At 49.0% G+C, this 25,877-nt stretch carries 23 protein-coding genes; 12 read left to right on the plus strand and 11 right to left on the minus strand.

All coding sequences use genetic code 11. The annotated features are described in order from the left end of the window. Positions 1–63: 63 nt before the first annotated feature. Entirely contained in the window at positions 64–1,002 is a 939-nt protein-coding gene (locus ACYVFD_RS23465; RefSeq protein ID WP_461092936.1) for an RraA family protein, read from the minus strand. Between the two features lie 141 nt (positions 1,003–1,143). Here ACYVFD_RS23465 and ACYVFD_RS23470 point away from each other — a divergent pair, with 141 nt between their 5' ends. Continuing rightward, a complete protein-coding gene (locus ACYVFD_RS23470; protein ID WP_461092937.1) occupies positions 1,144–2,583 on the plus strand; it encodes a mandelate racemase/muconate lactonizing enzyme family protein in 1,440 nt (479 codons plus the stop codon). A 74-nt stretch (positions 2,584–2,657) separates the two neighbouring features. On the opposite strand, the gene ACYVFD_RS23475 is transcribed toward ACYVFD_RS23470, so the two are convergent. From ACYVFD_RS23475 to ACYVFD_RS23500, 6 genes are all read right to left on the minus strand, one after another. Then, the gene (locus tag ACYVFD_RS23475) at positions 2,658–3,569 is read right to left on the minus strand and encodes a TIGR01777 family oxidoreductase (RefSeq protein WP_461092938.1); all 912 of its coding nucleotides are present in this window, start codon (positions 3,567–3,569) and stop codon (positions 2,658–2,660) included. 70 nt (positions 3,570–3,639) lie between these two features. Beyond that, complete coding sequence (locus ACYVFD_RS23480; protein WP_461092939.1) at positions 3,640–4,194, minus strand: hypothetical protein; 555 nt, start codon at positions 4,192–4,194, stop codon at positions 3,640–3,642. A gap of 107 nt (positions 4,195–4,301) precedes the next feature. Continuing rightward, positions 4,302–5,210: a 30S ribosomal protein S6--L-glutamate ligase gene (gene rimK, locus ACYVFD_RS23485; protein WP_461092940.1), complete on the minus strand. Its 909-nt coding sequence runs from the start codon at positions 5,208–5,210 to the stop codon at positions 4,302–4,304. An 83-nt stretch (positions 5,211–5,293) separates the two neighbouring features. Further along, positions 5,294–5,761 (minus strand): ATP-dependent zinc protease family protein, encoded by a 468-nt coding sequence (locus tag ACYVFD_RS23490; protein ID WP_461092941.1) that lies wholly within the window; start codon positions 5,759–5,761, stop codon positions 5,294–5,296. 86 nt (positions 5,762–5,847) lie between these two features. Further along, on the minus strand, positions 5,848–6,972 hold the full coding sequence (locus ACYVFD_RS23495) for a DNA polymerase III subunit (protein ID WP_461092942.1): 1,125 nt from the start codon (positions 6,970–6,972) through the stop codon (positions 5,848–5,850). Between the two features lie 66 nt (positions 6,973–7,038). Beyond that, complete coding sequence (locus ACYVFD_RS23500; RefSeq protein ID WP_461092943.1) at positions 7,039–8,256, minus strand: GlmU family protein; 1,218 nt, start codon at positions 8,254–8,256, stop codon at positions 7,039–7,041. An 84-nt stretch (positions 8,257–8,340) separates the two neighbouring features. On the opposite strand from ACYVFD_RS23500, the gene ACYVFD_RS23505 reads away from it, so the two are divergent. Further along, positions 8,341–9,396, plus strand: a complete 1,056-nt coding sequence (locus ACYVFD_RS23505; RefSeq protein WP_461092944.1) for a hypothetical protein — start codon at positions 8,341–8,343, stop codon at positions 9,394–9,396. A 75-nt stretch (positions 9,397–9,471) separates the two neighbouring features. Here the strand turns inward: ACYVFD_RS23505 and ACYVFD_RS23510 are convergent, their stop codons facing one another. Beyond that, positions 9,472–10,236 carry an SDR family NAD(P)-dependent oxidoreductase gene (locus ACYVFD_RS23510; RefSeq protein ID WP_461092945.1) on the minus strand — a complete coding sequence of 255 codons (765 nt, stop codon included), beginning with the start codon at positions 10,234–10,236 and terminating at the stop codon, positions 9,472–9,474. A 104-nt stretch (positions 10,237–10,340) separates the two neighbouring features. Beyond that, entirely contained in the window at positions 10,341–11,249 is a 909-nt protein-coding gene (locus ACYVFD_RS23515) for a ChaN family lipoprotein (RefSeq protein ID WP_461092946.1), read from the minus strand. 167 nt (positions 11,250–11,416) lie between these two features. Between ACYVFD_RS23515 and ACYVFD_RS23520 the strand changes: the two genes are divergently transcribed. From ACYVFD_RS23520 to ACYVFD_RS23530, 3 genes are all read left to right on the plus strand, one after another. Next, positions 11,417–12,829 carry an ATP-binding protein gene (locus ACYVFD_RS23520; protein ID WP_461092947.1) on the plus strand — a complete coding sequence of 471 codons (1,413 nt, stop codon included), beginning with the start codon at positions 11,417–11,419 and terminating at the stop codon, positions 12,827–12,829. 86 nt (positions 12,830–12,915) lie between these two features. Beyond that, positions 12,916–14,580 (plus strand): NAD(P)/FAD-dependent oxidoreductase, encoded by a 1,665-nt coding sequence (locus tag ACYVFD_RS23525; RefSeq protein WP_461092948.1) that lies wholly within the window; start codon positions 12,916–12,918, stop codon positions 14,578–14,580. Positions 14,581–14,646: 66 nt separating this feature from the next. Continuing rightward, a complete protein-coding gene (locus ACYVFD_RS23530) occupies positions 14,647–14,919 on the plus strand; it encodes a UBP-type zinc finger domain-containing protein (RefSeq protein ID WP_461092949.1) in 273 nt (90 codons plus the stop codon). Positions 14,920–14,962: 43 nt separating this feature from the next. Here the strand turns inward: ACYVFD_RS23530 and ACYVFD_RS23535 are convergent, their stop codons facing one another. Then, positions 14,963–16,495, minus strand: coding sequence for a SusD/RagB family nutrient-binding outer membrane lipoprotein (locus ACYVFD_RS23535; RefSeq protein ID WP_461092950.1), 1,533 nt, complete (start codon positions 16,493–16,495; stop codon positions 14,963–14,965). A 26-nt stretch (positions 16,496–16,521) separates the two neighbouring features. Next, the gene (locus tag ACYVFD_RS23540; protein ID WP_461092951.1) at positions 16,522–19,692 is read right to left on the minus strand and encodes a SusC/RagA family TonB-linked outer membrane protein; all 3,171 of its coding nucleotides are present in this window, start codon (positions 19,690–19,692) and stop codon (positions 16,522–16,524) included. Positions 19,693–20,110: 418 nt separating this feature from the next. Between ACYVFD_RS23540 and ACYVFD_RS23545 the strand changes: the two genes are divergently transcribed. From ACYVFD_RS23545 to ACYVFD_RS23575, 7 genes are all read left to right on the plus strand, one after another. Then, the gene (locus tag ACYVFD_RS23545) at positions 20,111–20,929 is read left to right on the plus strand and encodes a phytanoyl-CoA dioxygenase family protein (RefSeq protein ID WP_461092952.1); all 819 of its coding nucleotides are present in this window, start codon (positions 20,111–20,113) and stop codon (positions 20,927–20,929) included. A gap of 57 nt (positions 20,930–20,986) precedes the next feature. Beyond that, a complete protein-coding gene (locus ACYVFD_RS23550) occupies positions 20,987–22,201 on the plus strand; it encodes a sterol desaturase family protein (RefSeq protein ID WP_461092953.1) in 1,215 nt (404 codons plus the stop codon). 71 nt (positions 22,202–22,272) lie between these two features. Beyond that, on the plus strand, positions 22,273–22,899 hold the full coding sequence (locus ACYVFD_RS23555) for a peroxiredoxin family protein (protein WP_461092954.1): 627 nt from the start codon (positions 22,273–22,275) through the stop codon (positions 22,897–22,899). A 35-nt stretch (positions 22,900–22,934) separates the two neighbouring features. After that, positions 22,935–23,207, plus strand: a complete 273-nt coding sequence (locus ACYVFD_RS23560) for a hypothetical protein (RefSeq protein WP_461092955.1) — start codon at positions 22,935–22,937, stop codon at positions 23,205–23,207. A gap of 13 nt (positions 23,208–23,220) precedes the next feature. Beyond that, positions 23,221–24,381: a methionine aminotransferase gene (locus tag ACYVFD_RS23565; protein WP_461092956.1), complete on the plus strand. Its 1,161-nt coding sequence runs from the start codon at positions 23,221–23,223 to the stop codon at positions 24,379–24,381. Between the two features lie 30 nt (positions 24,382–24,411). Beyond that, positions 24,412–24,966: a carboxymuconolactone decarboxylase family protein gene (locus tag ACYVFD_RS23570; RefSeq protein ID WP_461092957.1), complete on the plus strand. Its 555-nt coding sequence runs from the start codon at positions 24,412–24,414 to the stop codon at positions 24,964–24,966. Next, positions 24,966–25,769, plus strand: a complete 804-nt coding sequence (locus ACYVFD_RS23575) for a mycofactocin-coupled SDR family oxidoreductase (RefSeq protein WP_461092958.1) — start codon at positions 24,966–24,968, stop codon at positions 25,767–25,769. Before ACYVFD_RS23570 ends, ACYVFD_RS23575 begins: the two co-directional genes overlap by 1 nt. Positions 25,770–25,877: the final 108 nt, after the last annotated feature.

A 25,877-nucleotide genomic window follows, 5' to 3' on the forward strand; every position in this document is an offset into this window, starting at 1 on the left:
CATCTTCTGCGCAAACGTAGGCTTTACACAGGCGATGACCGTTTTCAGGTAGGTTAGTTAGTGTTATTTATGTCCTTCTTTGGCTAGATAAGCTTCTATGTCTTTTTGTGTAACGGCCAACTTCTTGGGGTATTTGCCAACCCAGGTTCTGAATTCCCCTTTGATTTTGTCCGACCAGTCGCCGTGGATTTCGCCCGAAGGGTACTTGCTCTGCTGAAGCAAATACCGTTCAAATTCGTCGCGCAGAGCAGTCATTTCCGAAGCCGAAACCAGTCCTTCGACCAGATGAGATGGGATAAACACGACGCCATATTCATTCGCAAAGACCACATCACCGGGCAGTACCGTGACTTCGCCAATACGAATAGGCGCATTAATAGACGTAGGAGTCATGTCCTTAATGTAGGAAGGATCGTGCCCTTTTACCCAGGCGTTGAAGCCCGGTGTATCCTTCAACTCCTGCATGTCGCGTATGGAGCCGTAAAAGATGACCCCTTTGCCGGTTTTACCATAAATAGCATTACCCAGACTTGAGCCGATCAGCGTACCATCTTTGATTTTCCCATACCCATCGGCTACGTAGATATCCCCTTTGGTTAAAATGTCGATCGGCCATATGTTGATACCGCCTTTTTGAGAACGGCCTTCAGCCTTTCCCTGGGCACGTACCAGACTATCGAGGTCAGGTCGGGTAGGCATGAATTGCGCCGTTACAACCCGGCCCGTCATGGTTTCGCCCGGTTTCAGAATGACCCAGTTCTTTTCGACCTGATTACGATAGCCTTTGTTGCCCAGGTAACCCCAGATTTGCTCCAGGGTACAATTTTGTAATCGTTCCAGCACAATATCCGGGACTTTCGGACGGCCATCCGCAAAACGTTCGCCTTTCCAGTTGGCGGTTAAGGCCGTAATGTATTCGACCGACGAACCTATTCGCTGGGCCTGGGCCGAAATACCGATTGTAACTATGGCACTTACGGTAAGTAACGTTCTCTTTATCATTGTTTTACGTAGAGCCAACTTCTCCATATGCAAAATGAAAGGTTTAAGATTATTCTATACATAAAAGACACCTTAATAAGTAAATTACTGGCATTGATTCATTTTATAAGTGAATCGCTATAACACCCTGACTTTTTCCCCATGAAAAACATTTTCTCCCGGTTGTCGTCGCCCGGCAACTCGTCTGACCGCCGTGATTTTATCCGAAACGCCGGATTGGGCGGTCTATCGCTTGGCATGATGTTCGACAAGCTTGGTGGCCCGCACGTCGTTGATCAGGAACTGGAGTTTATCACGCAGAAGGTAAATCGTGACTCGAAGCCTGCTGAGTTGAAGATTACTGATATGCGCATTGCCGTGCTACAAGGCGTTCCATTTTCCAGCCCAATCATCCGAATTGATACCAATCAGGGGCTGGTTGGTTGGGGTGAGGTTCGCGACGGAGCCAGCGCAAATTACGCCCTGATGCTCAAAAGCCGACTTTTAGGCAAAAACCCGTGTAACGTCGAGCAGATTTTCAAGCAAATCAAGCAGTTTGGCGGACAGAGCCGGGCAGCTGGTGGCGTTTGTGGCGTTGAAATGGCGCTCTGGGATCTGGCCGGAAAAGCCTACAATGTTCCAGCCTATCAGTTGCTGGGCGGTAAGTACCGGGATTTTATCCGGCTCTATGCCGATACACCCGAAGCGGATACATACGAAGGCTTTGCCCAAAATATGAAGAAGCGTCGGGATCAGGGTTATACGTTCCTGAAAATGGACTTTGGTATCGGTATGCTGGCCGATCAACCCGGTATGCTGGTCAATGCAAACAACTGGAGTGTGAAGCGCCAGTGGAGTGATGCCGAACCCGGCAAATTAGGCAACTATGCCAATACAAAACACCCATTCACCCGGATTCAGGTGACGAAGAAGGGGCTGGACAGACTGGCCGAACACGTCGGAAAAGTGCGTGAAATTGTCGGTTATGATACCCCGCTGGCGGCTGATCACTTCGGCCATTTCGATGTCAACACAGCCATTCAGATAGGCAAAGCCGTTGAACCCTTCCGGCTGGCCTGGCTGGAAGACCTAGTGCCCTGGTTCTATACCGATCAATGGAAACAAATTTCTGACGCCATTGAAACGCCAACCCTAACCGGCGAAGATATTTACCTGAAAGAAGGCTTCAAGAAACTGATCGATGCCCGCGCTGTCGATATGATTCACCCGGATCTGGCTTCGTCAGGCGGTTTGCTGGAAACGAAAAAGATTGGTGACTATGCCGAAGAAGCGGGTATTCCGATGGCCATGCACTTTGCCGGTTCGCCCATTTCGATGATGGCCAACGTACACTGTGCGGCTGCTACCGAAAACTTTGTTGCGCTGGAGCACCACGGTGTCGATGTGGCAGGTTGGGAAGATCTGGTAACGGGTATGAAACCAATCGTGGAGAAAGGTTTCGTGCGTGTGCCTGAGAAACCGGGTCTGGGCGTTGAACTGAATGAAGAAGTCGCTAAAAAATTCCTCAAGAAAGGAGCTACCTGGTTTGCGCCAACCGACTCCTGGAACACCCGCGATTCGGCTGACCGGGAGTGGAGTTAAAAAATGAATAATGGATAATGTACAATGAATAATGGTTTTATAGCGCTCATTATTCATTGTACATTATCCATTATTCATTTTAACAAATCCTCTAGTGCTGTTTTCAGATCAGCGTACTGGTACGAGAAGGTCGTTTCGTCGGCGATTCGTTTGTTGAGTACATAATTACCCCCAATGACCACAATAGCCATTTCACCATAGAGAAGCTTAATTGAGAAAGCAGGGATGTTGGGCAATAGAAGCGGGCGATGCAGCACATCGGCAATGGCGCGTGTTAACGTTTCGTTTGTGACGGGATTCGGGGCTACTGCATTATAGATTCCCTGCCAATTAGTATCGGTTAAGGCTTGTAGGTACATCTGGCACATATCATCCAGATGAATCCAAGGGATGTATTGTTGCCCGGAGCCAATAGGTGCCCCCGCTCCTAAGCGAATGGGTTGAGCCAGCTTAGGTAAAGCCCCGCCTTCGGCTGTCAGCACGACACCGGTTCGTAGAATTACCGTCCGAATACCGAGCGATGCAATCTGCATTTCCGATCGCTCCCAGGCACGCACGACCTGCGCTAAAAAATCTGTTCCGCCTTCGGTGTTTTCCGTTAACGGTCGATCGCCCGTATCACCCCCGTAGAAACCAATGGCCGATGCACCAATGAATGACTTTATGTGGTGATCGTTTTTGGCTAATGCCTTTGCCAGTAAATCCGTCGACTGGGTACGGCTATTCAGAATTTTCTCTTTTCGACTATCTGTCCATCGACCGTCGGCAATGCCTTCGCCAGCCAGATGAATAATGTGATCCGCGGTTCGGATTGCTTCCAAATCTAGCTCCCCCTTTTCGATATCCCATTGATAGACCGTCAGGCCAGGAAGTGATTTAGCAGAATGGCTCAGAAGCGTTACCTGATAGCCCTGCTGTTGTAACAATTGGGTCAGGCGCCGACCGATGGTACCGGTACCTCCCGTGATTAAGACTGTCTGAGGCATACGTTAGTGAATGGAATAATTTATCCACAACCGGATGTTTAACCACACGGTTTAGCGAAATCCTATTTGTTTATAGGTCCCATTCTTTCGGTAGACCTAGTTGCCGGGCGTAATGGGCTGGTGCTGTGTAATGTAGCCAACTGAGGAGCTTATTGATATCATCGGCAAATTCGATGTAATAATCGGGGTCGAGCTTAACGACTTTTTTTAAGACTTGATCGGCTCGTTTGGCAATGTAATCAGCGGCTTTATCGGTACGGGAATTATATTTCTGAAGCAGATGGGCGTTATGCTCATAAAAGGTATTGAGCATGTAAAGCATTAACTCAACTTCTCCGTATTTATCTTTCGTTACCTTCAGATGGCGGCTTATGTAGCCATTTGCCGTCCGCATATCCATCATAAGCCAGGCCGCCGTATCGGCATGAAGTTTAGCCGTTCGGTCGATAAAGTCCCGAATTAGTCCCCGCCGTTCGTCAATCGTTTTACCACCTTCGACCAACTCAAACTGCAGTCGTTCGGTTAGCACAACATCTTTGGCAATCAATCGCAACAGTAATTTATCTTTCTCCGAGCCCGGCATGCGGACAATGGCTTTTTTCAGATCAGGGTCAAGAGCAGGCATAGTTCAATGTTGAATGATAGAATGACTGAATGATTGAATTGATGAATCAACGTAGAATCTCTAAAACTACTTTAATTCACCAATTCAATCATTCAGTCATTCAAAATTTAGACCCCCACCGTATCTCCTTCGTCGGCTTTGATTTTTTCTTCGATGTAGGTGATGATTTCAGCGGCAATGTCGACGCCCGTTGCGGTTTCGATGCCCTCCAGACCGGGTGACGAATTTACTTCCAGTACGAGCGGCCCCCGTTCGGAGGGGAGCATATCGACACCGGCTACTTTCAGGCCCAGCGCACGGGCGGCAGCAATGGCTGTATGCTCTTCATCGGCCGTGAGTTGTACGGATACAGCATTGCCACCCCGATGAAGGTTGGAACGGAATTCACCTTCCAGACCCTGTCGCTTGATAGCTCCCACGACACGATTGCCAACAACAAACGCCCGGATGTCGGACCCTTTGGCTTCTGCAATGAACTCCTGAACCAGCACGTTCTTTTTGAGACCGTAAAAGGCTTCTATCGTTGATTTGGCTGTTTTGATACTCTCGGCCAGTACAACCCCTATGCCCTGCGTACCTTCCAGCAGTTTGATGATCACCGGTGGGCCGCCAACCAGCTTGATAAGTTGGGTAACGTCGCCATTTTTAGGGTGGTTGGCAAACATGGTTTTAGGCAATCCTACACCCGCTTTGGAAAGTACCTGTAAGCTGCGCAGTTTATTGCGGGATCGCATAATGGCCTGCGATTTGCCCGTTGTGAAAACGTTCATCATTTCAAACTGCCGAACAACCGCGCAGCCATAGTCGGTTACGGAGGCTCCAATACGAGGAACTATGGCATCGAACGAGGTTAGTTCGGCCCCCTCATATAAGACCGATGGACGGCCCCCTTCAATCATCATCTGACAGTTCAGATGGTTTATTACACAGCCTTCATGACCTCTTGCCTGTATGGCGTCAAGAAGGCGTTGAGTCGAGTATAAATCGGGCTTGGCCGATAATATAGCAATACGCATAAACGTGAGTAAGTCGATCGTCAGTAGTCGATAGTTGTTAGTCGACGGTCAGTAGTAACTAGTGGTTTTTCAGAGATTAGCGGCTACTGGCCGACAGCTATAGACTGTTGCTTAGCTTGATAAGAGAGGTTTTTTTGCGAGACATCTACGATGAATCGATTTCGAAGTAGTTTTCGACCCAGCAGGACCGGGTTTCTTAGATTCTCCCGGTCGGCAAGGGTAAATTCCGCCCGGATGGTGCGCCCAAATAGAATAATGCGAGTTTTAATAACGTACCGTTTTTCGGCTACGCCAAACGAATTACGAATCATGCGTTGGCTGAACTGGTCGCTATAAAACTCCCGATGGGGCTCTCCAGTTTTGCCAATCAATGAAAACCGCAATTTTGTTTGGGTTCCCGATTTAACCAGGCGAACTTTTTTACAATGTAGCGCCGATGTATAAGCCCCCGTATCAATTTTTGCCTGCACATCCATAAGATCCAGGTCGGGAAAATCGACAAGGTCCGTCGTGCCGATCAGTTTCTTGGGCTTAGACGTGCGAAGCTTCATTCCAGAGTTGTAAAGTTATGAAGTTGTCAGGCTATAAAGTCGAAAATCGAATGGATTGGCATGCTAATCGTTATAACCTGACCGCTTTATAACTTTGTTTTAATTAATCGGCTAAATGTGAGCGACATGTCGAGCATAATCATTTTGGCGCGAGCGTTCCGTTCAAGATGGTAAGCCGCTTCGTTGAGGTCGTTAACAACTCGTTCAATATGACTGGTTGTCAGTATTTTGGCAAAGTTTTTCACAAAAGCCATTTCATTGTCAGGTAGTCGTAATAACTCGGTAGCGCCTTGTTGCCAGAGAAACAGATCGCGGTAAAGCCGGATACTGTATTCCAGCAGGCCTTTCTGCTTTTCCTTGCTAAAACTATCAAACTGATCCGCCTGTTTGACCAGTTCGATCAAATCCTGTCGATAACAGGTACGCATCCATTCGGCAAACCAGTTGTGCTGTTCAACGGAAGCGGTATCCTGCTTGCTGCGCTGTAAGGCTTCGGCCAGATTGCCATCCGCCAGGTAAGCCATGCGCCGGGCGGTGGTTTCGTCGAAGTTCAGATGCTGGCGCAGGTAGGTGGCCACTTCTTCATCCGTAAACGCCCGTATAGCTACCCGCTGCGTTCTCGACAGAATCGTAATGAGCAGTTTATCGGGCTGATTTGTTACCAGCAAAAACAGCGTTTGAGCAGGAGGCTCCTCCAGCACTTTCAGCAACGCATTGGCCGATGAGATATTCATCAGTTCGGGAAGCCAGATCAGCATGATTTTGTAAGCGCCCTCGTAAGCTTTCAGCGATAGCTTCTGCAAAATATTCCGAGCCTCTTCAGCCGAAATATTCCCCTGCTTGTTGTCGGCATTTACGGATTCGAGCCAGTCGGGGAGTGTTCGATAAGGCGAAGCGAGCAGAAATGACCGCCAGTCGGCCAAATACGCTTCAGAAGTTTTTCCCTTGGCCAGATTAGCGACGGGGAACACCATATGAAGGTCAGGATGCACGAGCTTTTGTGTTTTTATGCACGATGCACACCGCCCGCACGAATCGCCTGCCTGCCGGTCTTCGCAGTTCACGTATTGCGCTAAAGCCAGCGCCAGCGCCAGATTGGCACTTCCTTCCGGCCCATCGAACAGTAAGGCATGGGCCAGATGATTCGTCTGTACAGCCCGAAGCAGCAGCTGTTTGGTATCGTCCTGACCAATAATTTCGGAAAATTGCATAACTCAATGAAAAGTACCCCGCCTGGTCAGTCCACTAAAAAGGCTAACGTAGGTTTCTGGGATAGCTCATAGATCAAATTTGGTTGAGCTAGTCAGCGATCGGGTTCGTTCGCGGGCGAAAATTTCTCGCAGAATGGCTTCTTCCTGTTGATCAAAGTCTATATCTCGTCGTTTGAAAGCTTCGGCAGCTACCTGAAGCGCCTTGTCGAGACGGTAGGTTGAGAAGCCGTCGATAGCACCACCCCACGAAAAAGAAGACACATGTTTGGGTTGAAAGCCACTTCCGAATACGTTAGCGCTTACGCCGACTACCGTTCCGGTATTGAACATCGTGCTAATACCGGCTTTGGTAAAATCACCCATCATCAACCCACAGAACATCCGGCCGGTTTCTTCCAGCTTGCCCGTGGCGTAGGAGTGAAGTTTCACATCAGTATAATCATTTTTGAGGTTCGAGTTGTTGACGTTGGCGCCTAGATTGCACCATTCACCGATGACCGAATTCCCCAGAAAACCATCGTGCGCTTTGTTGCTGTAGCCAAAGAAAATGGAGTTACCCACCTCGCCACCTACCTTACAAAATGGTCCGATGGTCGTATTGCTACGCATTTTAGCGCCCCAGTTTACCGTTGAGCCTTCGCCCAGTACAAACGGTCCAATTACCACAGAACCTTCACTGATGGTAGCATCGCGGCCAATGTAGATCGGTCCGCCTTCGGCATTTAAAATAGCCGCCCGAATGGTAGCGCCGGGTTCGACAAAGATATTTTCAGGTGCATAACAGCGGGTAAAGGGATCGGTGATCGGAGCTGACGTTCGGCCAGCGGTCAATCGGGCAAAATCGGCCCGAATTTGATCGCCGTTTTGAACGAAAATATCCCACAGATGGCAGATGATCGTCAGCGGTTCGGCAAATGTCTGAAAATCAAAGTCGTCATTAACGCAGGGAGCAGCAGATAACCTCTTGTCGGTCCGCACAGCCAGTACCAGACCATCCGATGTGATCAGTCCTACGTTAGGCTCCAGCGTTGTAATGGCCTGTTGTAAGGCCTGAGTCGGGCAAATAGCGCCATTAACGTACCAGTTATCATCACCGGCTTTTTGGGGGAATTTACCCTGTAAATAGCTTTCTGTCAGAAAAGACGGCGTTTGTGCCAGCACATCGGTCCACTTCTCGGCCAACGTCTGTATCCCAATCCGAATGCCTGCTACCGGCCTTGTGAAGGTGAATGGCAATAGGGCAGTTCGGATAACCGGGTCGTCGAATAAAATCAGCGTAGTCATTGAATGCATCAATGGATCAGGTGGCAAATATCTAACCTTAATCTGGAAAAAGAGAATACATGAAACAGTACTTTTACCAAAACTATGGCCGCTCCAACGATCGATTCAATTATCCGGCACATCGCCAGTTTGCAGGGCGACGATGGCTTGTTTCCATCAGTTCGCCGGAACGACCAGCTTGGCTACCTTCGACCAGACACGAATGTGTTTTTTACGGCCATTACCGTTTTCACGCTGCAAAATCTTGCCAAAACGGTGTCGTCAGCGAATCAGCAATTGATCGATCAGATTACCAATCGGGCTCGAATGGCCTATCCTGTTTTTCAGAATAAAGACGGATTGAAGACTTATAATTTCTGGCCTACGCGTCCTTCCCGCCATTTTCCTAATGGTTATCTGTTTCGCCGGTTCGAGCATTTTCGCATTCCTGATGATATTGACGATACGGCTATGGTGTACCTGACGACCGAGCTATCTCCCTCACATACGTACTGGTTGAAAGACAAACTTAGTCAACATGCTAATGGCAGTCAGCATCACCAGATTCGAAATACTTACCCTGATTATCGACATCTAAAGGCGTATTCGACCTGGTTCGGCAAAAACATGGGCGTCGATTTCGATGCCTGCGCGCTGAGTAACATACTGTATTGTATCTACCAATACAACTTGCCATTGAACCAGCACGATACTGATTCGCTGCAATATCTGCGGTCAATTGTGGAGTCAGGGCGGTACGTTTCTGAGCCGTTTCAGTGTGCTCCGCATTATGCCCGTACATCGCTGATTATCTATCATATAGCCCGGTTGATGGCGGCTTTCACTATCCCCGAACTGGAATCTATTCGTAAAAGACTAATCGCTGATGCCCAGCAGGAGCTGAAAAAAGCAACTAATCGGGTTGAGCAGTGTGTGCTGGCTACGGCCCTGTACCGATTGGGCGAATCACCCCCAGCTATTTCGCTGGACGGTATCGAAACGGACGTCAAAACCTTCCACTTTTTCATTGCCGGATTACTAACCGCCTACGAACAGCCCTGGCTCCGTCAATTTGCCGACCGACCTATCGTTCAGATGCGCTGGCAATGCGAAGCCCATGGTTGGGCGCTGGTGGGGGAGTATTTAATTTTGAATGAGTGAATGATAGAATGATTGAATAGAAAAGTTTGCGCCATCCTATTCAATCATTCTTTCATTCACTCATTCAACATTAAACTATAGCCCCATGCCTCCGTCTACAAAAATGGTTTGGCCGGTGATGTATCGACCTGCGTTTGAGCAAAGTAGGAGGGCCATACTGGCTATGTCGTCGGGTTGGCCTTCGAAGCCGACGGGGATGGTCATGCGTTGGCTGATCTCATCAGGAATGGGTGGGGTCGGCTCATCGGTTCGTGGCGTTTCGATAACGCCGGGCGAGAGGTTGTTGACCGTAACCCCTTTCTCCGCAAGTTGTAACGCCAGATTTCGAACCGTGTTGGCAATAGCTGCTTTGGTCCCGGCATAGACCATCATGGCTGGGTGAGGTTTTAATTCCTGTACGCTGCCAATGGTCAGAATCCGGCCCCAGCCCCGCTCGATCATGGCGGGCGAAAACCGTTGTATGAGCAAAAGGGTCGATTTCCAGTTGGCATTTACTTGTTTGTCGAAATCGTCTAACGAAGTTTCATTCCAGACTTTAGGAATTTGCACGGATGCATTCGTAACCAGAATGTCGATTGTTCCAACTGCTTGAACTGACTGCCGAAACAGGTTCTCAACCGCATCAGCTTGGCCCAGATCGGCTCCAATCACTTCACATTTAACCCCTAACTGTCGAATTTGCTCTGCTACTTCCTGGGCTTCATCGTCACCTTTTCGGTTGTGTACCAGCACATTTGCCCCAAATTCGGCCAGAGCTAAGGCAATCGCCTTCCCAATACCCTGGCTAGAGCCTGTTACGAGAGCATTTTTGCCTGCTAAGTTGAAAGAGTCCTTTATCATTGTTTAAGGTTGGCTGACGGAAAAGGAATTGATATGCCAGCCAACCTTAAACCTGGAACCTGAAACACTTAATAGGTTCTAAAAATCTTATTAACTGCAACGGATCAATAGGTCTTGGTCATATCGGCCGGGATGGTGATCAGGTAGTCGGCCAGATTCCGATTTTCAGTGGCAGGCTTATCCACATCGGCTAGTTCGACGGACGAGATTGTCATAATTTTCAGATCGGGCTGTTGCTGACGCAAATACCAGACAATACCCTCGAAGTTTTTGGAATGGTAGTCGCCGTTGAAATGCAGAAAGGTTTGCCCTGATTTACGATTTTGTAGAATGAAATGAGCCATGGTTGCATCCTTAATAGCCTGAGCACGGGCAAAATTAGCCGCCATATCCGTAGGCGCTTTGTTGCTAGTCGCTGTCTGCGAAGTGGTAGCTCCACCATGCGATGCATCGCTCATCATATCGATCATACCTTTGTAGCCGGGCAAGGATAGATCAACGGTCAGCGGGAGTGGTGCTATCTGGCGTTTGGCATCAGTTGAAAGTGTATCGAGAGCCGAAAGTCCCTGACGCGATACCAGCCGGGCATAGATGCGGGGGACATTGGTGGCAATAAATGGGATATGCTGTTCTCTGGCAAAATCAGTAATGGGTTTATAGTCGGTATTGAAATTTGGCCAGAGACGAGCTTGTGTGGCTAACTCCTTGGCCGTTGTTTTAGCCTGAATATAATCGGTCAGGGCGGTTTGGTTATCGGTTTCGAACATCTCCGCACCGAGGACTAAAGCTCCTTTTTTGGCGTCCTGCAAATCTTTGGTGAGCTGAAGTTCGAGCCAGTGACAAATCGGATTGTTGTGCAACTCGCCAAACAGAACCACATCGGCCTCGGCGGCCTGATGAACAAGTTTAGCGTAGCTTGTCGCTTTCAGGGCTGGTGTATAGAGTCGATAGGCCGGTTTATCAGGACGAAATGAGAACGCCATCAGGCAAAGAAATAATAAAGTCAGTCGCATGAGCGGTACAATGTAGTTAACCTATCAAAAATTCTGCAATTTTCAGAAAAATTGCAATCAATGGTTTGTCAGGTAACCAATCAGAGCAACAATTCGTTACCTGACAAACCAATTGCCTGATAGCTATCTGAACGTTATTATAAAACGCGGTTGTGACCTCCTCTTACATGAGCCTATTAGAAAACCTACGTCAATTTCCTGCCTTTCAGACTGTTCCTGATGAACAGCTTCAATGGGTAATTGATCATGGCGAAGCCGTACAATTCCCGGAAGAAACGCTGATCTACAAACCGGGCGATACTGTCGATTTCCTTTTCCTGCTTCTGGAAGGACGAATTCGAATTGAATTTGGAGCTGGTGGGTTATCAGACGAGATGATTATTTATGATAAGTATGCTATTGTTGGGCTACTACCATTTTCGAGGATGAAAACCTTTTCGAATCGGCTGGTGGCTGAAAAACAAACGCATATTCTTCGGCTGCATCGAGATCAAATCCGGGCTTTAACGCAGTCATGCTATGAACTCACGGCAGTGATGGTGCATCAAATGACCACACGCGTTCGGGATTTTACGAAGCAGACCCAGCAGAATGAGAAAATGGCTTCACTCGGTCGCTTATCGGCAGGCCTGGCCCACGAACTAAACAATCCTGTAGCGGCCGTTATCCGGTCGGCCGAAACGTTGAAAGCCCATCTTCGGACTAGCTCCGAAGCCTTTAAGGCAATCATGAACCTCAAGCTGACCGACCAGCAGATCGATTCGGTTAATACAATGTTTTTCGGGAAGTTGGATCAGTGGCTGGCTAAAAGTTCAACAAAACCTCTGACCTTACTGGAACGTAGTAATCTTGAAGATGAGTTGACCGATTGGCTCGATGATCATGGCGTTGATGATGCGCTGGATTTAGTCGGTCCTCTGGTTGAATACGGCTTCTCTGTTACGGATCTGGACTGGATTCTGGAGAAAGTTGGCGACGACAATCTGGTCAGTGTAATTAACTGGCTGGTCAATAATTTAGTGACCGAAGATCTGGTGTCGGATATTAGCGAGGCCTCCAAGCGTATTTCAACCCTGGTTGGTTCCATAAAAAACTATACCCACATGGATCGGGGGGCGGGAAAAGAAGAGATTCGGCTTGCCGAAGGGATTCATAGTACACTGACCCTGCTGAATCATAAAGTGAAGAACAAACACATTACGGTCAACCTGAACTTACCCGACAACCTGCCCGTTGTGTGTGGCTGGCCGGGCGAACTGAATCAGGTGTGGACTAATCTGATCGACAATGCCATCGATGCCTTACCCGACGGTGGACAGATCGACATTAGTAGCCAGCTCGACCATCAGGCAAATGGGTTAGACTTCGTGCTTACCAAGGTGATTGATAACGGCAGTGGCATACCTGCCGATATTCAGGATAAAATATTCGAACCATTTTTTACAACTAAAGAAATCGGAAAAGGTACCGGTCTTGGGCTGGATATTGTGCAGGGTATTGTGAAGCATCACAACGGCGCTATCAAAGTCCATTCGGTGCCGGGCCGAACCGAGTTTAGTATTTGTTTACCAGTTCAATGAGTGGATTAGTGATTGAGTGATTGGGCGAATACGAGTTCGCATATAATCATCTCAATCACTCATTCGCTCAATCACTCAATCAATTTATGCGCCTTCCTATCATTTTTTCTATTGACGACGATCCGCAGGTTTTGCAGGCTATTCAGTATGACCTGCGAAAACAGTATCGAAAAAAATACCGTATCCTTTCGACCAATTCGGCTCGCGAAGCGCTGGAAACATTACCCGACCTGAAGAAAAAAGGTGAAGAAGTGGCACTGTTCTTATCGGACCAGCGTATGCCCGACATGACGGGGGTCGAGTTTCTGGCGCAGGCTCGTAAGCTGTTTCCGAGCGCTAAACGTGTGCTGCTCACGGCCTATTCCGATATTGAGGCTGCCATACGGGCCATCAACGAAGTGCAGTTGGATTACTACGTTGCCAAGCCCTGGGACCCTCCTGAGGAAAAACTTTATCCGGTGCTGGACGACCTGCTCGACGATTGGCAATCGGGCTATCGACCTGCTTTCGAAGGGTTGAAACTGGTCGGGTATCAGTTTTCACCCCGATCACATGAATTAAAGGATTTTCTGGCGGGTAATCTGTTCCCCTATCAATGGCTCGACATTGAAGCTGATCCGCAGGCGCAGGTACTACTCGATTTACATGGCCTGACGCGTGATCAACTCCCCGTAGTGGTACTGGAAGATGGAACCGCCTTAGCACGGCCTGCTCTGACTGATGTGGGCGAAAAGCTAGGGTTAAAACCAAAGGCATCTCAAAGCTTATACGATCTGGCCATCATCGGAGCGGGACCGGCGGGTTTGGCCGCAGCCGTATATGGTGGGTCGGAAGGTTTACGAACCATTCTGGTTGATAAACGAGCGCCGGGTGGGCAGGCTGGTACCAGTTCCCGAATTGAAAATTACCTGGGTTTCCCTAATGGACTGAGTGGCTCCGATTTGACCCGACGGGCGATCAGTCAGGCGCAGCGGTTTGGCGTTGAGTTTCTGGCTCCGCAGGAAGTGGTTTCCATCAAGTCGCAGGGGGCACAGTATAAACATATCAAAATGGCAGACGGAAGCGAAGTAGTTGCGCGAGCCATTCTGTTAAGCACGGGCGTATCGTATCATAAGCTGGAAAACGAAAGCCTGGATAAATTCACGGGAGCGGGGGTGTATTATGGTGCTGCAACAACCGAAGCATTCGCCTTCCGGGGCAAGCCCGTTTATATTGTGGGTGGAGGTAATTCGGCGGGGCAGGGAGCCATGTATTTATCCCGAACGGCTTCGGAGGTGGTTATCTGCGTTCGCCGACCCGACCTGACCGAAACCATGTCGCAATACCTGATCGATCAGATTGCCAATACCCCGAATATTCGGGTGATGGGGTGTACAGAGGTAATCGAGGGATTAGGTAACGAGCAACTGGAGTGCCTGGTACTGGAAGATATGAACACGAAGGAGCGGAAAACCGTACCGGCCGCCGGGCTATTCATTTTCATTGGCACCAAGCCGTTTACCGACTGGATCGAAATGAATATCATCAAAGATGATAGAGGCTTTATTGCCACCGGTCGTGACCTGGCCCGTTATGCCGATTTCAAACAGGTCTGGAAGCATGATCGGGAGCCTTACCTGCTCGAAACATGCAGTGCGGGTATCTTTGCGGCCGGTGATGTACGGTCAGGAGCCATGAATCGGGTCGCATCGGCCGTAGGTGAGGGAGCCATGGCTGTTAGTTTCGTTCATAAATATCTGGCGGAAAACTAAGTAACGCGGGCGGAAGCCCGTGGCTGTAACTTAAAAAATCGCGGGTTTCCACCCACGTTACATGTTATGCTCAACCAAACCATCTGTGACCATCTCGAATCATTGACCGAAGTACGTACAGCGCAGGAACATGTCTGCGAAGAGTGCGTTAAAACGGGTAGCTCATGGCTACATCTGCGTACCTGCCAAACCTGTGGCGTTACACTCTGCTGCGATTCATCCCCGAATAAACATGCTACGAAGCATTTTCACCGGAGTGGGCATCCCGTTATTGCCTCGGCCGAACCGGGCGAGCGATGGCTGTGGTGCTTCGTTGACGAGCAAGTAGTTGCCTATTAAATAAAAACGAAACGAGGGCCAGAGCCCTCGTTTCGTTTTTGGTTTATTGCTTGTCCCACCAAACGCGGGTGTCAAGGTTATCGGGCCCCTGACGATTAACCGCTTCGGTTAATTTGGCTAGGTTCACCGAAGTTTCGGAATCAGGATAGGACAGGCGGTTAATGAAGCTCCCTTTGATTTCCTTACCAGGATAGGGGTTAGGGGTTAGCTTCGGATAACCACTGCGCCGGAAGTTGGCAAACGCTTCGGGGCCGTTTAGCAGCGAGGCAATCCAGTACTGAGTGTTGATTTGCTCCAGGCCGGTGGCGGCTACATACGGATTCTGTTGGAGATAAGCCGTAATAGCGGCAGCCGGTACCAGCGAAGTAGCATCGTAATCTCCTAATCGCTGCATATCCGCCGTTACAGCCGCAGTATAATAATCGGCAGCGTTGCCCGTTGTCCAGCCCCGTTGAGCCGCTTCGGCCAGCAGGAGTTGGGTTTGGGCGTAGGTCACCAGGTAGCAGGGTGCATCGAACTTGCCCATCCGGGTGCGATCCAACTGCGAATAGTCGTAAAAACTAACCAGCCCATCGGCTGTAACCCGTGCTGGGATGGTACCATTATCATACCCCATCGGCATGCCGATCTGGACGGCTGGATCTTTGCTGGCCTTAGCGGCTGTCTGTTCAGGACCACTTTTGGCACCTATATAGCGAACCGCAATCGACGCTAACCGTGGGTCGGAAGTCGATTTGAGGTAGTCGACAAAATTCTTGGTCAGGTAAAAATTTGATGCTTCCGTAGATGTCAGCGTGTTACCGACCCCATTTTTGTAGTTCGCATCATTTTTAACAACCGCATTGTCGGCATTCGATTGCATTAAACCACCAGCTACAGCTTTCTGAACGGTCGATTGAGCCAGTGTTGGGTTTATTTTTGACAAACGCATACCAGCCCGCAGCAAGAGCGAATTACCTAGCTTCTTCCATTTAGCAATGTTACCGGCATACATCACCTCACCCGCTTCGGTAGGCTTCGACGCGTCGAGGGCGGCCGAGGCTTCGGTTAGCTCCTTAAGGATGTCGTTGTAAATGCTCTCCTGCGTATCGTATTTGGGCGTGGTGTTTTGCGACAGATACCCAAGTCCGGCATCAGTATACGGTATGTCGCCGTAGGTATCGGTCAGCACCATAAACGAATACGCTTTTATAATACGAACCATGTTGTACAGATTGGTTCGGTTGGCATCCGACTTGGTTTGATTCAGTACATCCACCAGATACCGGATATTGTTCTGGTAGTACTGACGCCATAGACCACCATTGTTACCCGTGGGCCCTCGGTTGTCGATGTTGAAGTTTCCGCCCGAATTGATACCTGAGTTCGGCGTAAATATCTGCTGGACGATGCCTTCTTCAAATATTAACGTAGACCCCGGAAACGCTGTATTGATGATGGCGTTGTTGAACGTAAACGTCGGATTCAGTGAAGTAGCCGCTGTTGGGTTGATGTTCAACTGATCGAACCCTTTGTCGCAACTACTCAAGCCAACCAGTATGGCAATCAGTGGTGTATAGAGAAGTTTCTTTTTCATGATAGAAAAGTTGTTGGCTTTCGCGTTTAGAATTTAACGTTCAGGTTAAAGCCGATACTACGGGTGGTGGGCAAGCCCGTCGATTCCAGACCAATCAGGTTATCGGAGCTGAAACCGAATGACTCAGGATCGATGTTGGGCACCCATTTTTTGATAATAGCTACGTTGTTCGCAATGGCACTCACCCGAATTCCCTTAATAAACAGCGACTTGGGTAAGAAATGCGTAAAGTCGTAGCCGAGGCTGATTTGACGAAGTTTCCAGAAGCCGGCGTCATATACCACCTGCTCGCCCAGGCTCTTCGTCCGACCTACCGAGTAGTAATCCTGTACAAACGCCCGAACACTGTTGGTTTCGCCTTTATCGTTTACGCCGACACCCACCATTTTATTATCGGCTTCACCGCGGCCAACCAGGGTTTCTTTCTGTAAGCCATGCCGGAATGCATTCAGGTTGGTACCCGAAATCATGTTCCCTCCCAGTTTGAAGTCGATCAGGAAGGAGAGGTTGACCCCTTTATAATTGAAGGTGTTTGTGATACCCCCCACATATTTAGGGATAGCCGAGCCAAATGAGATCGGAGTAGCCGTCCGGTTAGGCTGGCCATCGCCACCGTGTATGATACGTCCCTGCGCGTCGCGGGCATATCCATACGTGTATAGCTGGCCAAGGGGCATACCTACTACCTGCCGAAGCTCACCAACATAGATACCGTTACCAACCACAATTGACTCGCCCGGAGTATCAGTCAGGAGCCGGAGCAGTTTGGTTTCGTTGTAGGAGCCATTCAGAATAATATCCCAGGAAAAGTTTTTGGTCTTTACCGGCGATAAGGTAAGCAACATTTCAAGCCCACGGTTCCGGCTTTCCCCACTGTTGATCAGCTTCGTGGTGTAGCCCGATGCATCCGATGCCTGAGCGGCTACGATCTGATCGCTGGTGACTTTGTTGTAATAGGCCATGTCTAAGGCGATTCGGTTGTTCAGGAACTTCAGCTCCAGACCAAATTCCGTTTCGGCTGTGCGGCTTGGGCGAAGTGTAGCGCTGGGGATCGTGCTGGAGGTGATGTTGCCAACGGGTTGCCCTGCGAACGTAGCGGAGTTAATCGAATAGAACAGGTTATTTGAGTAAGGCGATACGTCACCATCGCTACCCACCTCGGCATAAGCAGCCCGAAGTTTACCAAAGTTCAACCAGGATGGTAGGTTCTCGAAGGCCTGCGAGAATACGAAGCTACCCGTGACCGATGGATACAGAATACTGCGGTTGGCAGGAGCCAGCGTTGAGAACCAGTCATTCCGAACCGTTCCGTTCAGATACAGGAAGTCTTTGTACGAAAGTTCAGCAGCCCCATACAACGAATTGACTTTTCGCTCGCTAAGGCCGTAGGTTGGATCTTTCAACCGACCGTTTTGTGGTACATATAATCCACGAATAACGAAATCAGTGACCATGGTGCTGTTCACATCACTCCGCCGATAAAGTTGGTTACCGCCCACCGTAAGGTCGACGCCAATGACACCGAATTTACGATTAGCACCGATCAGAAAGTCGGTGTTCAGTTCGCGGAACCGACGAACTTCCTGCACATACGCACCATTGACATAACCAGCCGGAGCTGCCGCCAGCGAAGCCTGACCGGTTGGGAAGTTATAGTCCTGATCGCGTGACCAGTAATCCTGCCCAACACGACCTTGTACGTACAGCCAATCGGTCACATTATACCGGGCCGATACGTTGCCGAACAGACGATCCCGACGGATATTTTCGAACTTATTGTTCAGGACGAAATACGGGTTGGTTCGGTTCATGAAGCGCGAGTAAATAAACTCATTACCGGTTGCCGGGTTGATCTGATTCGCTTCCAGCACATCCAGCGGCATTGAGTTGGCCAGCGTATAGATGACGGTTGGCGTACTGTTGTCCTGCTGGGCAATCTGGGGTGGGTTCTTGTTGTACTCATTCGAGTAGTTCATCGTTCCCGTTACCGTCAGCCGTGACGACAGGTTATAGCTAAAGCCCAGGTTCAGGGTTTTCCGGTTAAAGGAGTTGTTGGGCGTAATCCCTTTGTTATCTGTATTCGATAAGGAAAGGTTGAAACCACCTTTTTCGCTGCTTGAGGATACGGCAATCGAGTTGGTCCAGGTCGACCCGTCACGATAAAATTTGTTGATCCGGTTGCGAACGGGCTCGTAAGGAACCGTTACACCGCCAAATAGTACCTGAGTTTGACCCGCGAATTTCTCCCCAAAGCTCCACACGCCCGATGTTGGGTTGGGGGCTGTTGGCCGAACGCCATATTCACCCTGCCCGTACTCGTATTGATAATCGGTATAATCGAGTGGACGGTCTGTGGTGAAGTTTGTGTTGTAAGTTACGCCAATGCCCTGGCTGGTTCCTTTGGTTTTGGTCGTGATCAGGATAGCGCCGTCTTTGGCCCGAGAGCCATACAGTGCAGCCGCCGTGCCACCTTTCAGAACGGTCATGCCTTCAATGTCGTCGGGGTTGATGGATGAAAGGCCATCACCACCATCCGAATAGTTACGGTCGCGGCCAGCCACCGAGTTATCGCCCCCCACATTACCATTGTTCTGGCCAAAGTTGGTGTTATCGATGGGTACGCCATTGACAACGATAAGTGGGTTGTTCTGGCCCGAGAAAGACGACTGACCACGAATACGTATTTTACTCGTACCCGCTGCGCCGGTACCTAAGCTCGAAATGTTAACCCCGGCAATTTTACCCTGTAGGGCATTCATGAAGTTAACTGTGCGGTTCGTCGTAATCTGTTCGGGAGCTACGGTCGCTGTGGCATAACCCAGCCGCTTCGATTCTTTCTTGATACCCAGCGCCGTTACGACAACTTCGCCCAGATTCTGTTCGGCTTCCTGAAGTGTAATGGTTAGTTGGGTCTGGTTACCAATGGCCTGTGTTTGTCCGGCAAAACCAATTGCACTGAAAACCAACGTCGCATTGGGGCCGACGTTGAGCGTAAAATTACCACTGCCATCGGTCGTAGTACCTAATTGGGTGTCGCGCACCAGAATGTTTACCCCTGGAATGGGCTGCTGATCTTTGGCCGAGATAACCCGGCCTGTCACCCGGCGATCCTGCGCCTGAGCTACCTGACTCATCAGGAAAGTGGCCCAGAGCAGGAGGCAACAGGTTCTAACTTTCATTAATAAACTGTGTTTCATCAGAATTAGAGAGTTGGTTATAGGTTTGTTATTTGAAAAAGACAAAATATTCTTTCTTAATTCTTAATTAATAAAGGATTAAATTTGATCTATCTACTAGCTTCTTCACAATCATTAAGAAAAAATTTGGAATTAAAGATTTGGTTATTCACCTTTGTCTATCAATAAAGGGGGGTTAAGGCGGGCTAGTGTAAAGGCTACGAATTTACCTTTGACAACCTGTTGATAACCAATAAGCAGTGCATTAAGACAAAGATTATAGGTAAAAGATGTCATTAAGACACTTTTTACTGTTCTCCGTCAAAGAAAGTATTTTTGCTTACTCAATTTATCAGCAAACTTTCCGTTTGCCTTTTTATTAATCGATTTACTATACTAAATATATAGATTAAATAGTAAATCAAAACTGACAGACCCAATGGTACTTACCGAGCAATTAGCATCTTCTCAAATAGCCAATAGCCTGACTGACGATCAGTTTGCATCATTTACCAAAAATGGCTTTCTCCACATCAAAAATTTTGTCAGCCGTGATACGGTGCAGCTTTTTTTACAAGAGTTACAGCGCATAGAAACCAACTGGATCGCGGAGAAAGTAGATAAGATCAATGGAACACCTATTAAGTACGGCCGGGATGAAAACGGGCAGCTTATTGTGCAGCGATTTGCCTTTGCTTCGCTGTTTAGTCCTGTACTGCGGGAGTTTTTGCAAAGCAGCCAGCTACAGGCGCTGACCGTGCTGTTGCAGCCGTATGACGGGCGTATCAATGAGGAGGAAAAAGACGGCCTGGTTGTTAACCATTACGTGCGTACGCCTGAGAGCAATTTTTCGCGGATGGGCTGGCACACCGATAGCCCGCGCGATTTGTTCCTGGGCCATCGGATTCGGCCTATGCTGAACGTAGGTCTCCACTTAGACGATTGTCCCAGAAGCAATGGTGGCTTACGGGTTTTGCCGGGCACCCATCGGCAAAATACCCTGATGACCTTGTTCCGAAAACGGCAGTTTATCGACCACCGACCCGACCGGCGGGAAGTTGGGTTTGATATTGAAGCCGGTGATCTGACGATTCATAACGGAAGTCTCTGGCACCGGGTCGAACAGTCGCCGAAGCTGGGCGCAGAAAGCCGTCGCCGGGTTATGTACATTCCGATCATTACGGGCGAATATCAGCCGAAACATGCTGCCAGTAAAACACCCTTTTATCACATTCTTGGCTCAAAAATCCTGAAATAATTTAGTCGATGTATAAAGAAATAATTGACTGATTGCTGACGATTAACGATTTTAACCATGAATTGGCTCGCGTTTGCTGTTCCGCTATTTCTGTTTTTTATGGGTCTGGAATACCTCGTATCAAAGATTCAGAAAAAGGCTTATTTCCGGTTCAACAATTCGGTGGCTAACCTGAGTGTAGGGATTGCCGAACGATTGCTCGACAGCTTTACGGTTGGGTTATTCTACTTTGCGTATGATTACCTGCATCGCCACTACGCACTCTTCGACATTCGGGCCACTGCCTGGACCTGGGTAGGACTATTGATCGTAACGGATTTTGTCTGGTATTGGTACCATCGGCTGGCGCATGAGCTCAACCTATTTTGGGCGGTGCATGTGGTTCATCATCAGAGCGACGATTTCAATTATACCGTTTCGGCCCGGATTACGGTATTTCAGGCCATTGTGCGCACGGGTTTCTGGTCTGTCCTGCCGATTATTGGCTTTCCAGCCGAGATGATCACGACCATTTTGCTGGTGCATGGCTTATATCCGTTTTTCATTCATACCCGTACCATTGGTAAATTGGGCTGGCTCGAATATGTGTTCGTAACGCCCTCGCATCATCGTGTTCATCACGCCAGTAATCCTGAATATCTTGACAAGAACTATGGCGATGTGCTGATTATCTGGGATAAACTCTTTGGTACGTTCATTGAAGAGAAAGCGGAGCCGATTTATGGGCTGACCAAGCCGCTGGATAGTCATAGTTTTTTGTGGCAGCATTTTCATGGCCTGCTCGAAGTGCTCGTGTCGGCTTATCGGGCAACAGGCTGGTCGTCAAAACGCCTTATCCTGTTTGGACGGCCCGATGTGATTGATCCAGGTATTCGGGCCGAGCTGGAAGAACGGTTTCTGTCGGCCAATGCGGCTGGGCGCTCGGCAGCGCATCACAAAAGTCGGCGGTTTCGCGGGTACGTAGTCGGGCAACTGGCTGGCACACTGGGCATTTTGTTTGCTTTCCTACTGCTTGAAGCCTATGTGTTGGGTTACCTTCAGTTTCTGATCGCCTTATTTATCCTACTAACCTTAATCAATTGTGGGGCACTGCTTGAACAGCGGCAGTGGGTTCTTTACCTCGAAATTGGTCGTGTCGCCATACTCTGGCTGGGGTTATACGCCGTATTGGGTTACCCAATGCTGATTGTGCTGGCCTACATTGGCGCCCTGTCGCTATGGGCTTATTTTTCTCTGGTTCAAAAACGATACCTGCGGCTGGTGTATGGATAATAATCCAGTCCTAAACGGAACGTACTCAACATACAGAACACATTATCTTCCTGTAAAAAACAACGACAGCTATGACACTTGAATTTGAAAACGAATTAGGCCATATCCGTAGCGTAACCAGCGCGCTTAACCGCCCGCGAGCAGAGCGCAAGAAACCCTTATTAACGGGCGAACTGGCTCCATTCTTTAGTCTGGCTGGGGCCGCCAGCGATTGGCGTGTTTCGGTATTTGGTCAAAAGCCGGCCGATCAGGCAACGTCGGTACTGGATTTTATTAGTACGCGTCCGTTGGTTGTTAGCTTTTATTGCCCTTGCTGGGGGCGGTATGCCAAACCGTATCTCGAATCGCTGGTTCGATTGCATCAGCGCCTGTTGAGCGAAGATGCCGAATTGGTAGTATTTTCAAATGAATCCCCTAAAGTGCTGGCCCGTCAGGTGCCCGATCTGGATTTTCGGGTAGCCTACGATGCCGAATCGGCCGTGGCACAGCGGTTTGGTGTATATAGTGAAGATGATCCGGTTTGGGAGCGGATATCGGGTATTTCGGAAGAAGCATTTACACCTGCCTTATATGTCATTGACCCCGATCGGCGGATTGCCTACCATTTTCTGGATACTGATTTCGACCAGATACTTAATCAGGAAGAGATTGCCCGTGTTGTTCGTACATTAAATGATGCTTACTATGAAACGTATTGAACGGTACGGCGACCATTACTAGTCAGATCGATTGTATGCATACTGGACAAGACCACGAGGGGGCTGCTTTCTTTCATCAACTTCCGTATGAAGACCAGCTCAATACCGTCTGGCGTCAGGGAAAATTACTGGAAGCTCGTCGAATACCCGGCTTTTGGCTGCATTTATATGCAGTCAATGCGTTTTTTGTCGAAATGTGGGTTTGTCAACGTCGGTATGATGTCGAATTAGTGCGTGTTCTGGCGAATACAAATGAATTAGAACCGTATATTGACAAGATTTCGTTAACAGATCTGCTCTCCTGCTGACCGATTCGTTTGTATGCATCCATCTATTGCAACCCGTTTGACCTCAAAACTTCCCAACGTTGGCACCACGATTTTTACGGTCATGTCGAAACTGGCTTCCGAAGTGGGAGCTATCAATTTGTCACAGGGATTTCCGGGCTTCGACTGTTCTCCTGAGTTAGTAGGGCTGGTAGAAACCTACATGCGGAAAGGATTCAATCAGTATGCGCCTATGACAGGCGTTCCGGCATTACGGGAAGCACTGGCTCAGAAAACCTTCGAGCAATATGGGGTAGCCTATGATCCAGACACCGAAATTACGGTTACGTCGGGGGCTACTGAAGCCATTTTTGCCGCTATTGCTTCCGTCGTTCGGTTGGGCGATGAGGTGATTGTGCTGGAGCCTGCCTACGATAGCTACGTACCCGCCATTGAACTGAATGGTGGCGTTCCCGTATACGTGACACTTACTCCTCCCGACTATTCGATTGACTGGGGAGCCGTTCGGCAGAAGATTACGACTAAAACCCGGATGATTCTGGTCAATACCCCGCATAACCCCACTGGCTATACCTGGACGGCGGATGACCTGGCTCAACTGGCCGACCTGATTCGAGACCGCGACATCTGGGTAATGAGTGATGAAGTCTATGAACACATCCTGTTTGATGGCCGGAAGCACCAGTCGCTGATGACACATCCTGAACTACAGGAACGAACCTTTGTGGTGGGCTCGTTTGGGAAAACTTTTCACATCACGGGCTGGAAAATTGGGTATTGCCTGGCACCGGCTGAGTTGACTACCGAGTTCAGGAAGATTCACCAGTATCTGACCTTTAGTACGGTTACGCCGATCCAATATGCGCTGGCCGATTATTTGGAAAATCCAGCTCATTATCAGCAACTACCCGATTTCTACCAACGAAAGCGCGACTTATTTCTGCAAGGATTGCAAGGTTCCCGATTTACCTTTAAACCTGCCGAGGGAAGCTTTTTTCAGACGGTTTCGTACAAGTCTATCACCGATGAATCGGATTATGAACTGGCTATTCGCTTAACGAAGGAAATTCGGGTGGCGTCAATTCCTATTTCGGTGTTTTATCATCAGAAAAACGACTATAAAATGCTTCGATTCTGCTTTGCTAAAGACGACGCTATTCTTCAGGAGGCCGCCGAGCGGTTACGTCGATTATAACGGGGAACAAACTTTAATCCGAATGGACCTATGCCCAGAATCACGCCTTTACCGTCTACAGAAACGCCCCCCGATGTTCAGGAAGCCTTTGAGGAGCACGTTCGCGATTATCCGGGTAGTCGCATTACGAACATGAAAGCCACGCTGGGGCGATCGTTACTGGCGTTTCAGGTATATATGCAATGGTACCCGCTCTATGAAGAGGTCAAGAAAATTCTTGGGCATCGATTGGCCTACCTCTATGCTCATGCTATTTCCGAGGGTTCAAACTGCCCATTGTGTACAACGTTTTTTCGTCGAATCATTATCGATAATGGGGAACAACCCGAAAACCTGACCTTGACGGATCATGAACAGGCCGTGATCAATTTTGGCAGTGCAATCGCGCAGCATAAAGGGGAAATCGCCGATGAACTTTACGCTCCTATGGGTGAGAATTATGACGAGACTCAACTGGTAGTGCTGGTCGCATTTGCGGGGCAGATGATTGCTACAAACGTATTTAACAACGTGCTGGACGTGAACATCGACGAATATCTATACCCGTATCTTCCGTTAACCGGACCTGTTCACGCACAATCCTGATGGCAGATTTTCATTCTAAAGTAGCGTTTATTACCGGAGCCGCTCACGGGCAGGGTAGAGCTGTTGCGCTGGCACTGGCGAGCGAAGGGGCCAGTATTGTAGCATTTGATCTGGCTAAACCCATGACGTATCCGGGTTATGCACTCGGTTCCGAAAGTGAACTCGATAGCCTGAAACGGGAGATAGAATCCTTTGGCTCTCAATGCCTGACCGCTCAGGGCGACGTTCGACGCGATGAAGATATTGTTCAGGCTGTCGATGCTGCTGTCGCGCGCTTTGGCCGTATCGATATTCTGTTCAACAACGCAGGCATCTGTGCGTATGGACTGGCCCATGAGTTGCCGGAAGAGGAGTGGGATGCCATGCTCGACATTAACCTGAAAGGAGCCTGGCTGGTTGCCCGACGGATTATACCAGTGATGATTCGGCAAAAGTCAGGCGTTATTATCAACAACTCCTCGATTGCAGGCTTACGCGGAATGAATCGGCTGAGCCATTATGCCGCATCTAAATGGGGATTGGTAGGGCTGACCAAATCGTGGGCTATTGAACTGGCTCCGCACAACATCCGGGTGAACTCCATTCATCCTACGGGTGTAAACACGCCTATGAACGACGGACTGGCTGAACTGGAAGGCACTACGACGCAGGAAATTGCCGAACGTTCGGCGGGTAACTTACTACCTGTGCCCTGGGTAGAACCAGAAGATGTATCGGCGATGGTACTCTATCTGGCCTCCGACAAAGCTCGTTATGTGACAGGGGCTCAGTTTGTGCTCGATGCCGGATTATTGACTCGATAATAGTTCGTTCTGAAGATGGGTAAAGGATGAATCTCAATCGTAGATAGTAGCCTTTAAACAAACAACCAGCGAAAGCGGTTATTACTCAACGAATTTAAAGCAGGGCTT

The organism is Spirosoma gilvum, from assembly GCF_054776815.1.

What these genes read in the sequence shown, in the direction of transcription:
- ACYVFD_RS23465 (WP_461092936.1), bottom strand. Translation starts at nt 1,002, where the DNA reads ATGATAAAGAGAACGTTACTTACCGTAAGTGCCATAGTTACAATCGGT.
- ACYVFD_RS23470 (WP_461092937.1), top strand. Translation starts at nt 1,144, where the DNA reads ATGAAAAACATTTTCTCCCGGTTGTCGTCGCCCGGCAACTCGTCTGAC.
- ACYVFD_RS23475 (WP_461092938.1), bottom strand. Translation starts at nt 3,569, where the DNA reads ATGCCTCAGACAGTCTTAATCACGGGAGGTACCGGTACCATCGGTCGG.
- ACYVFD_RS23480 (WP_461092939.1), bottom strand. Translation starts at nt 4,194, where the DNA reads ATGCCTGCTCTTGACCCTGATCTGAAAAAAGCCATTGTCCGCATGCCG.
- rimK (WP_461092940.1), bottom strand. Translation starts at nt 5,210, where the DNA reads ATGCGTATTGCTATATTATCGGCCAAGCCCGATTTATACTCGACTCAA.
- ACYVFD_RS23490 (WP_461092941.1), bottom strand. Translation starts at nt 5,761, where the DNA reads ATGAAGCTTCGCACGTCTAAGCCCAAGAAACTGATCGGCACGACGGAC.
- ACYVFD_RS23495 (WP_461092942.1), bottom strand. Translation starts at nt 6,972, where the DNA reads ATGCAATTTTCCGAAATTATTGGTCAGGACGATACCAAACAGCTGCTG.
- ACYVFD_RS23500 (WP_461092943.1), bottom strand. Translation starts at nt 8,256, where the DNA reads ATGACTACGCTGATTTTATTCGACGACCCGGTTATCCGAACTGCCCTA.
- ACYVFD_RS23505 (WP_461092944.1), top strand. Translation starts at nt 8,341, where the DNA reads ATGGCCGCTCCAACGATCGATTCAATTATCCGGCACATCGCCAGTTTG.
- ACYVFD_RS23510 (WP_461092945.1), bottom strand. Translation starts at nt 10,236, where the DNA reads ATGATAAAGGACTCTTTCAACTTAGCAGGCAAAAATGCTCTCGTAACA.
- ACYVFD_RS23515 (WP_461092946.1), bottom strand. Translation starts at nt 11,249, where the DNA reads ATGCGACTGACTTTATTATTTCTTTGCCTGATGGCGTTCTCATTTCGT.
- ACYVFD_RS23520 (WP_461092947.1), top strand. Translation starts at nt 11,417, where the DNA reads ATGAGCCTATTAGAAAACCTACGTCAATTTCCTGCCTTTCAGACTGTT.
- ACYVFD_RS23525 (WP_461092948.1), top strand. Translation starts at nt 12,916, where the DNA reads ATGCGCCTTCCTATCATTTTTTCTATTGACGACGATCCGCAGGTTTTG.
- ACYVFD_RS23530 (WP_461092949.1), top strand. Translation starts at nt 14,647, where the DNA reads ATGCTCAACCAAACCATCTGTGACCATCTCGAATCATTGACCGAAGTA.
- ACYVFD_RS23535 (WP_461092950.1), bottom strand. Translation starts at nt 16,495, where the DNA reads ATGAAAAAGAAACTTCTCTATACACCACTGATTGCCATACTGGTTGGC.
- ACYVFD_RS23540 (WP_461092951.1), bottom strand. Translation starts at nt 19,692, where the DNA reads ATGAAACACAGTTTATTAATGAAAGTTAGAACCTGTTGCCTCCTGCTC.
- ACYVFD_RS23545 (WP_461092952.1), top strand. Translation starts at nt 20,111, where the DNA reads ATGGTACTTACCGAGCAATTAGCATCTTCTCAAATAGCCAATAGCCTG.
- ACYVFD_RS23550 (WP_461092953.1), top strand. Translation starts at nt 20,987, where the DNA reads ATGAATTGGCTCGCGTTTGCTGTTCCGCTATTTCTGTTTTTTATGGGT.
- ACYVFD_RS23555 (WP_461092954.1), top strand. Translation starts at nt 22,273, where the DNA reads ATGACACTTGAATTTGAAAACGAATTAGGCCATATCCGTAGCGTAACC.
- ACYVFD_RS23560 (WP_461092955.1), top strand. Translation starts at nt 22,935, where the DNA reads ATGCATACTGGACAAGACCACGAGGGGGCTGCTTTCTTTCATCAACTT.
- ACYVFD_RS23565 (WP_461092956.1), top strand. Translation starts at nt 23,221, where the DNA reads ATGCATCCATCTATTGCAACCCGTTTGACCTCAAAACTTCCCAACGTT.
- ACYVFD_RS23570 (WP_461092957.1), top strand. Translation starts at nt 24,412, where the DNA reads ATGCCCAGAATCACGCCTTTACCGTCTACAGAAACGCCCCCCGATGTT.
- ACYVFD_RS23575 (WP_461092958.1), top strand. Translation starts at nt 24,966, where the DNA reads ATGGCAGATTTTCATTCTAAAGTAGCGTTTATTACCGGAGCCGCTCAC.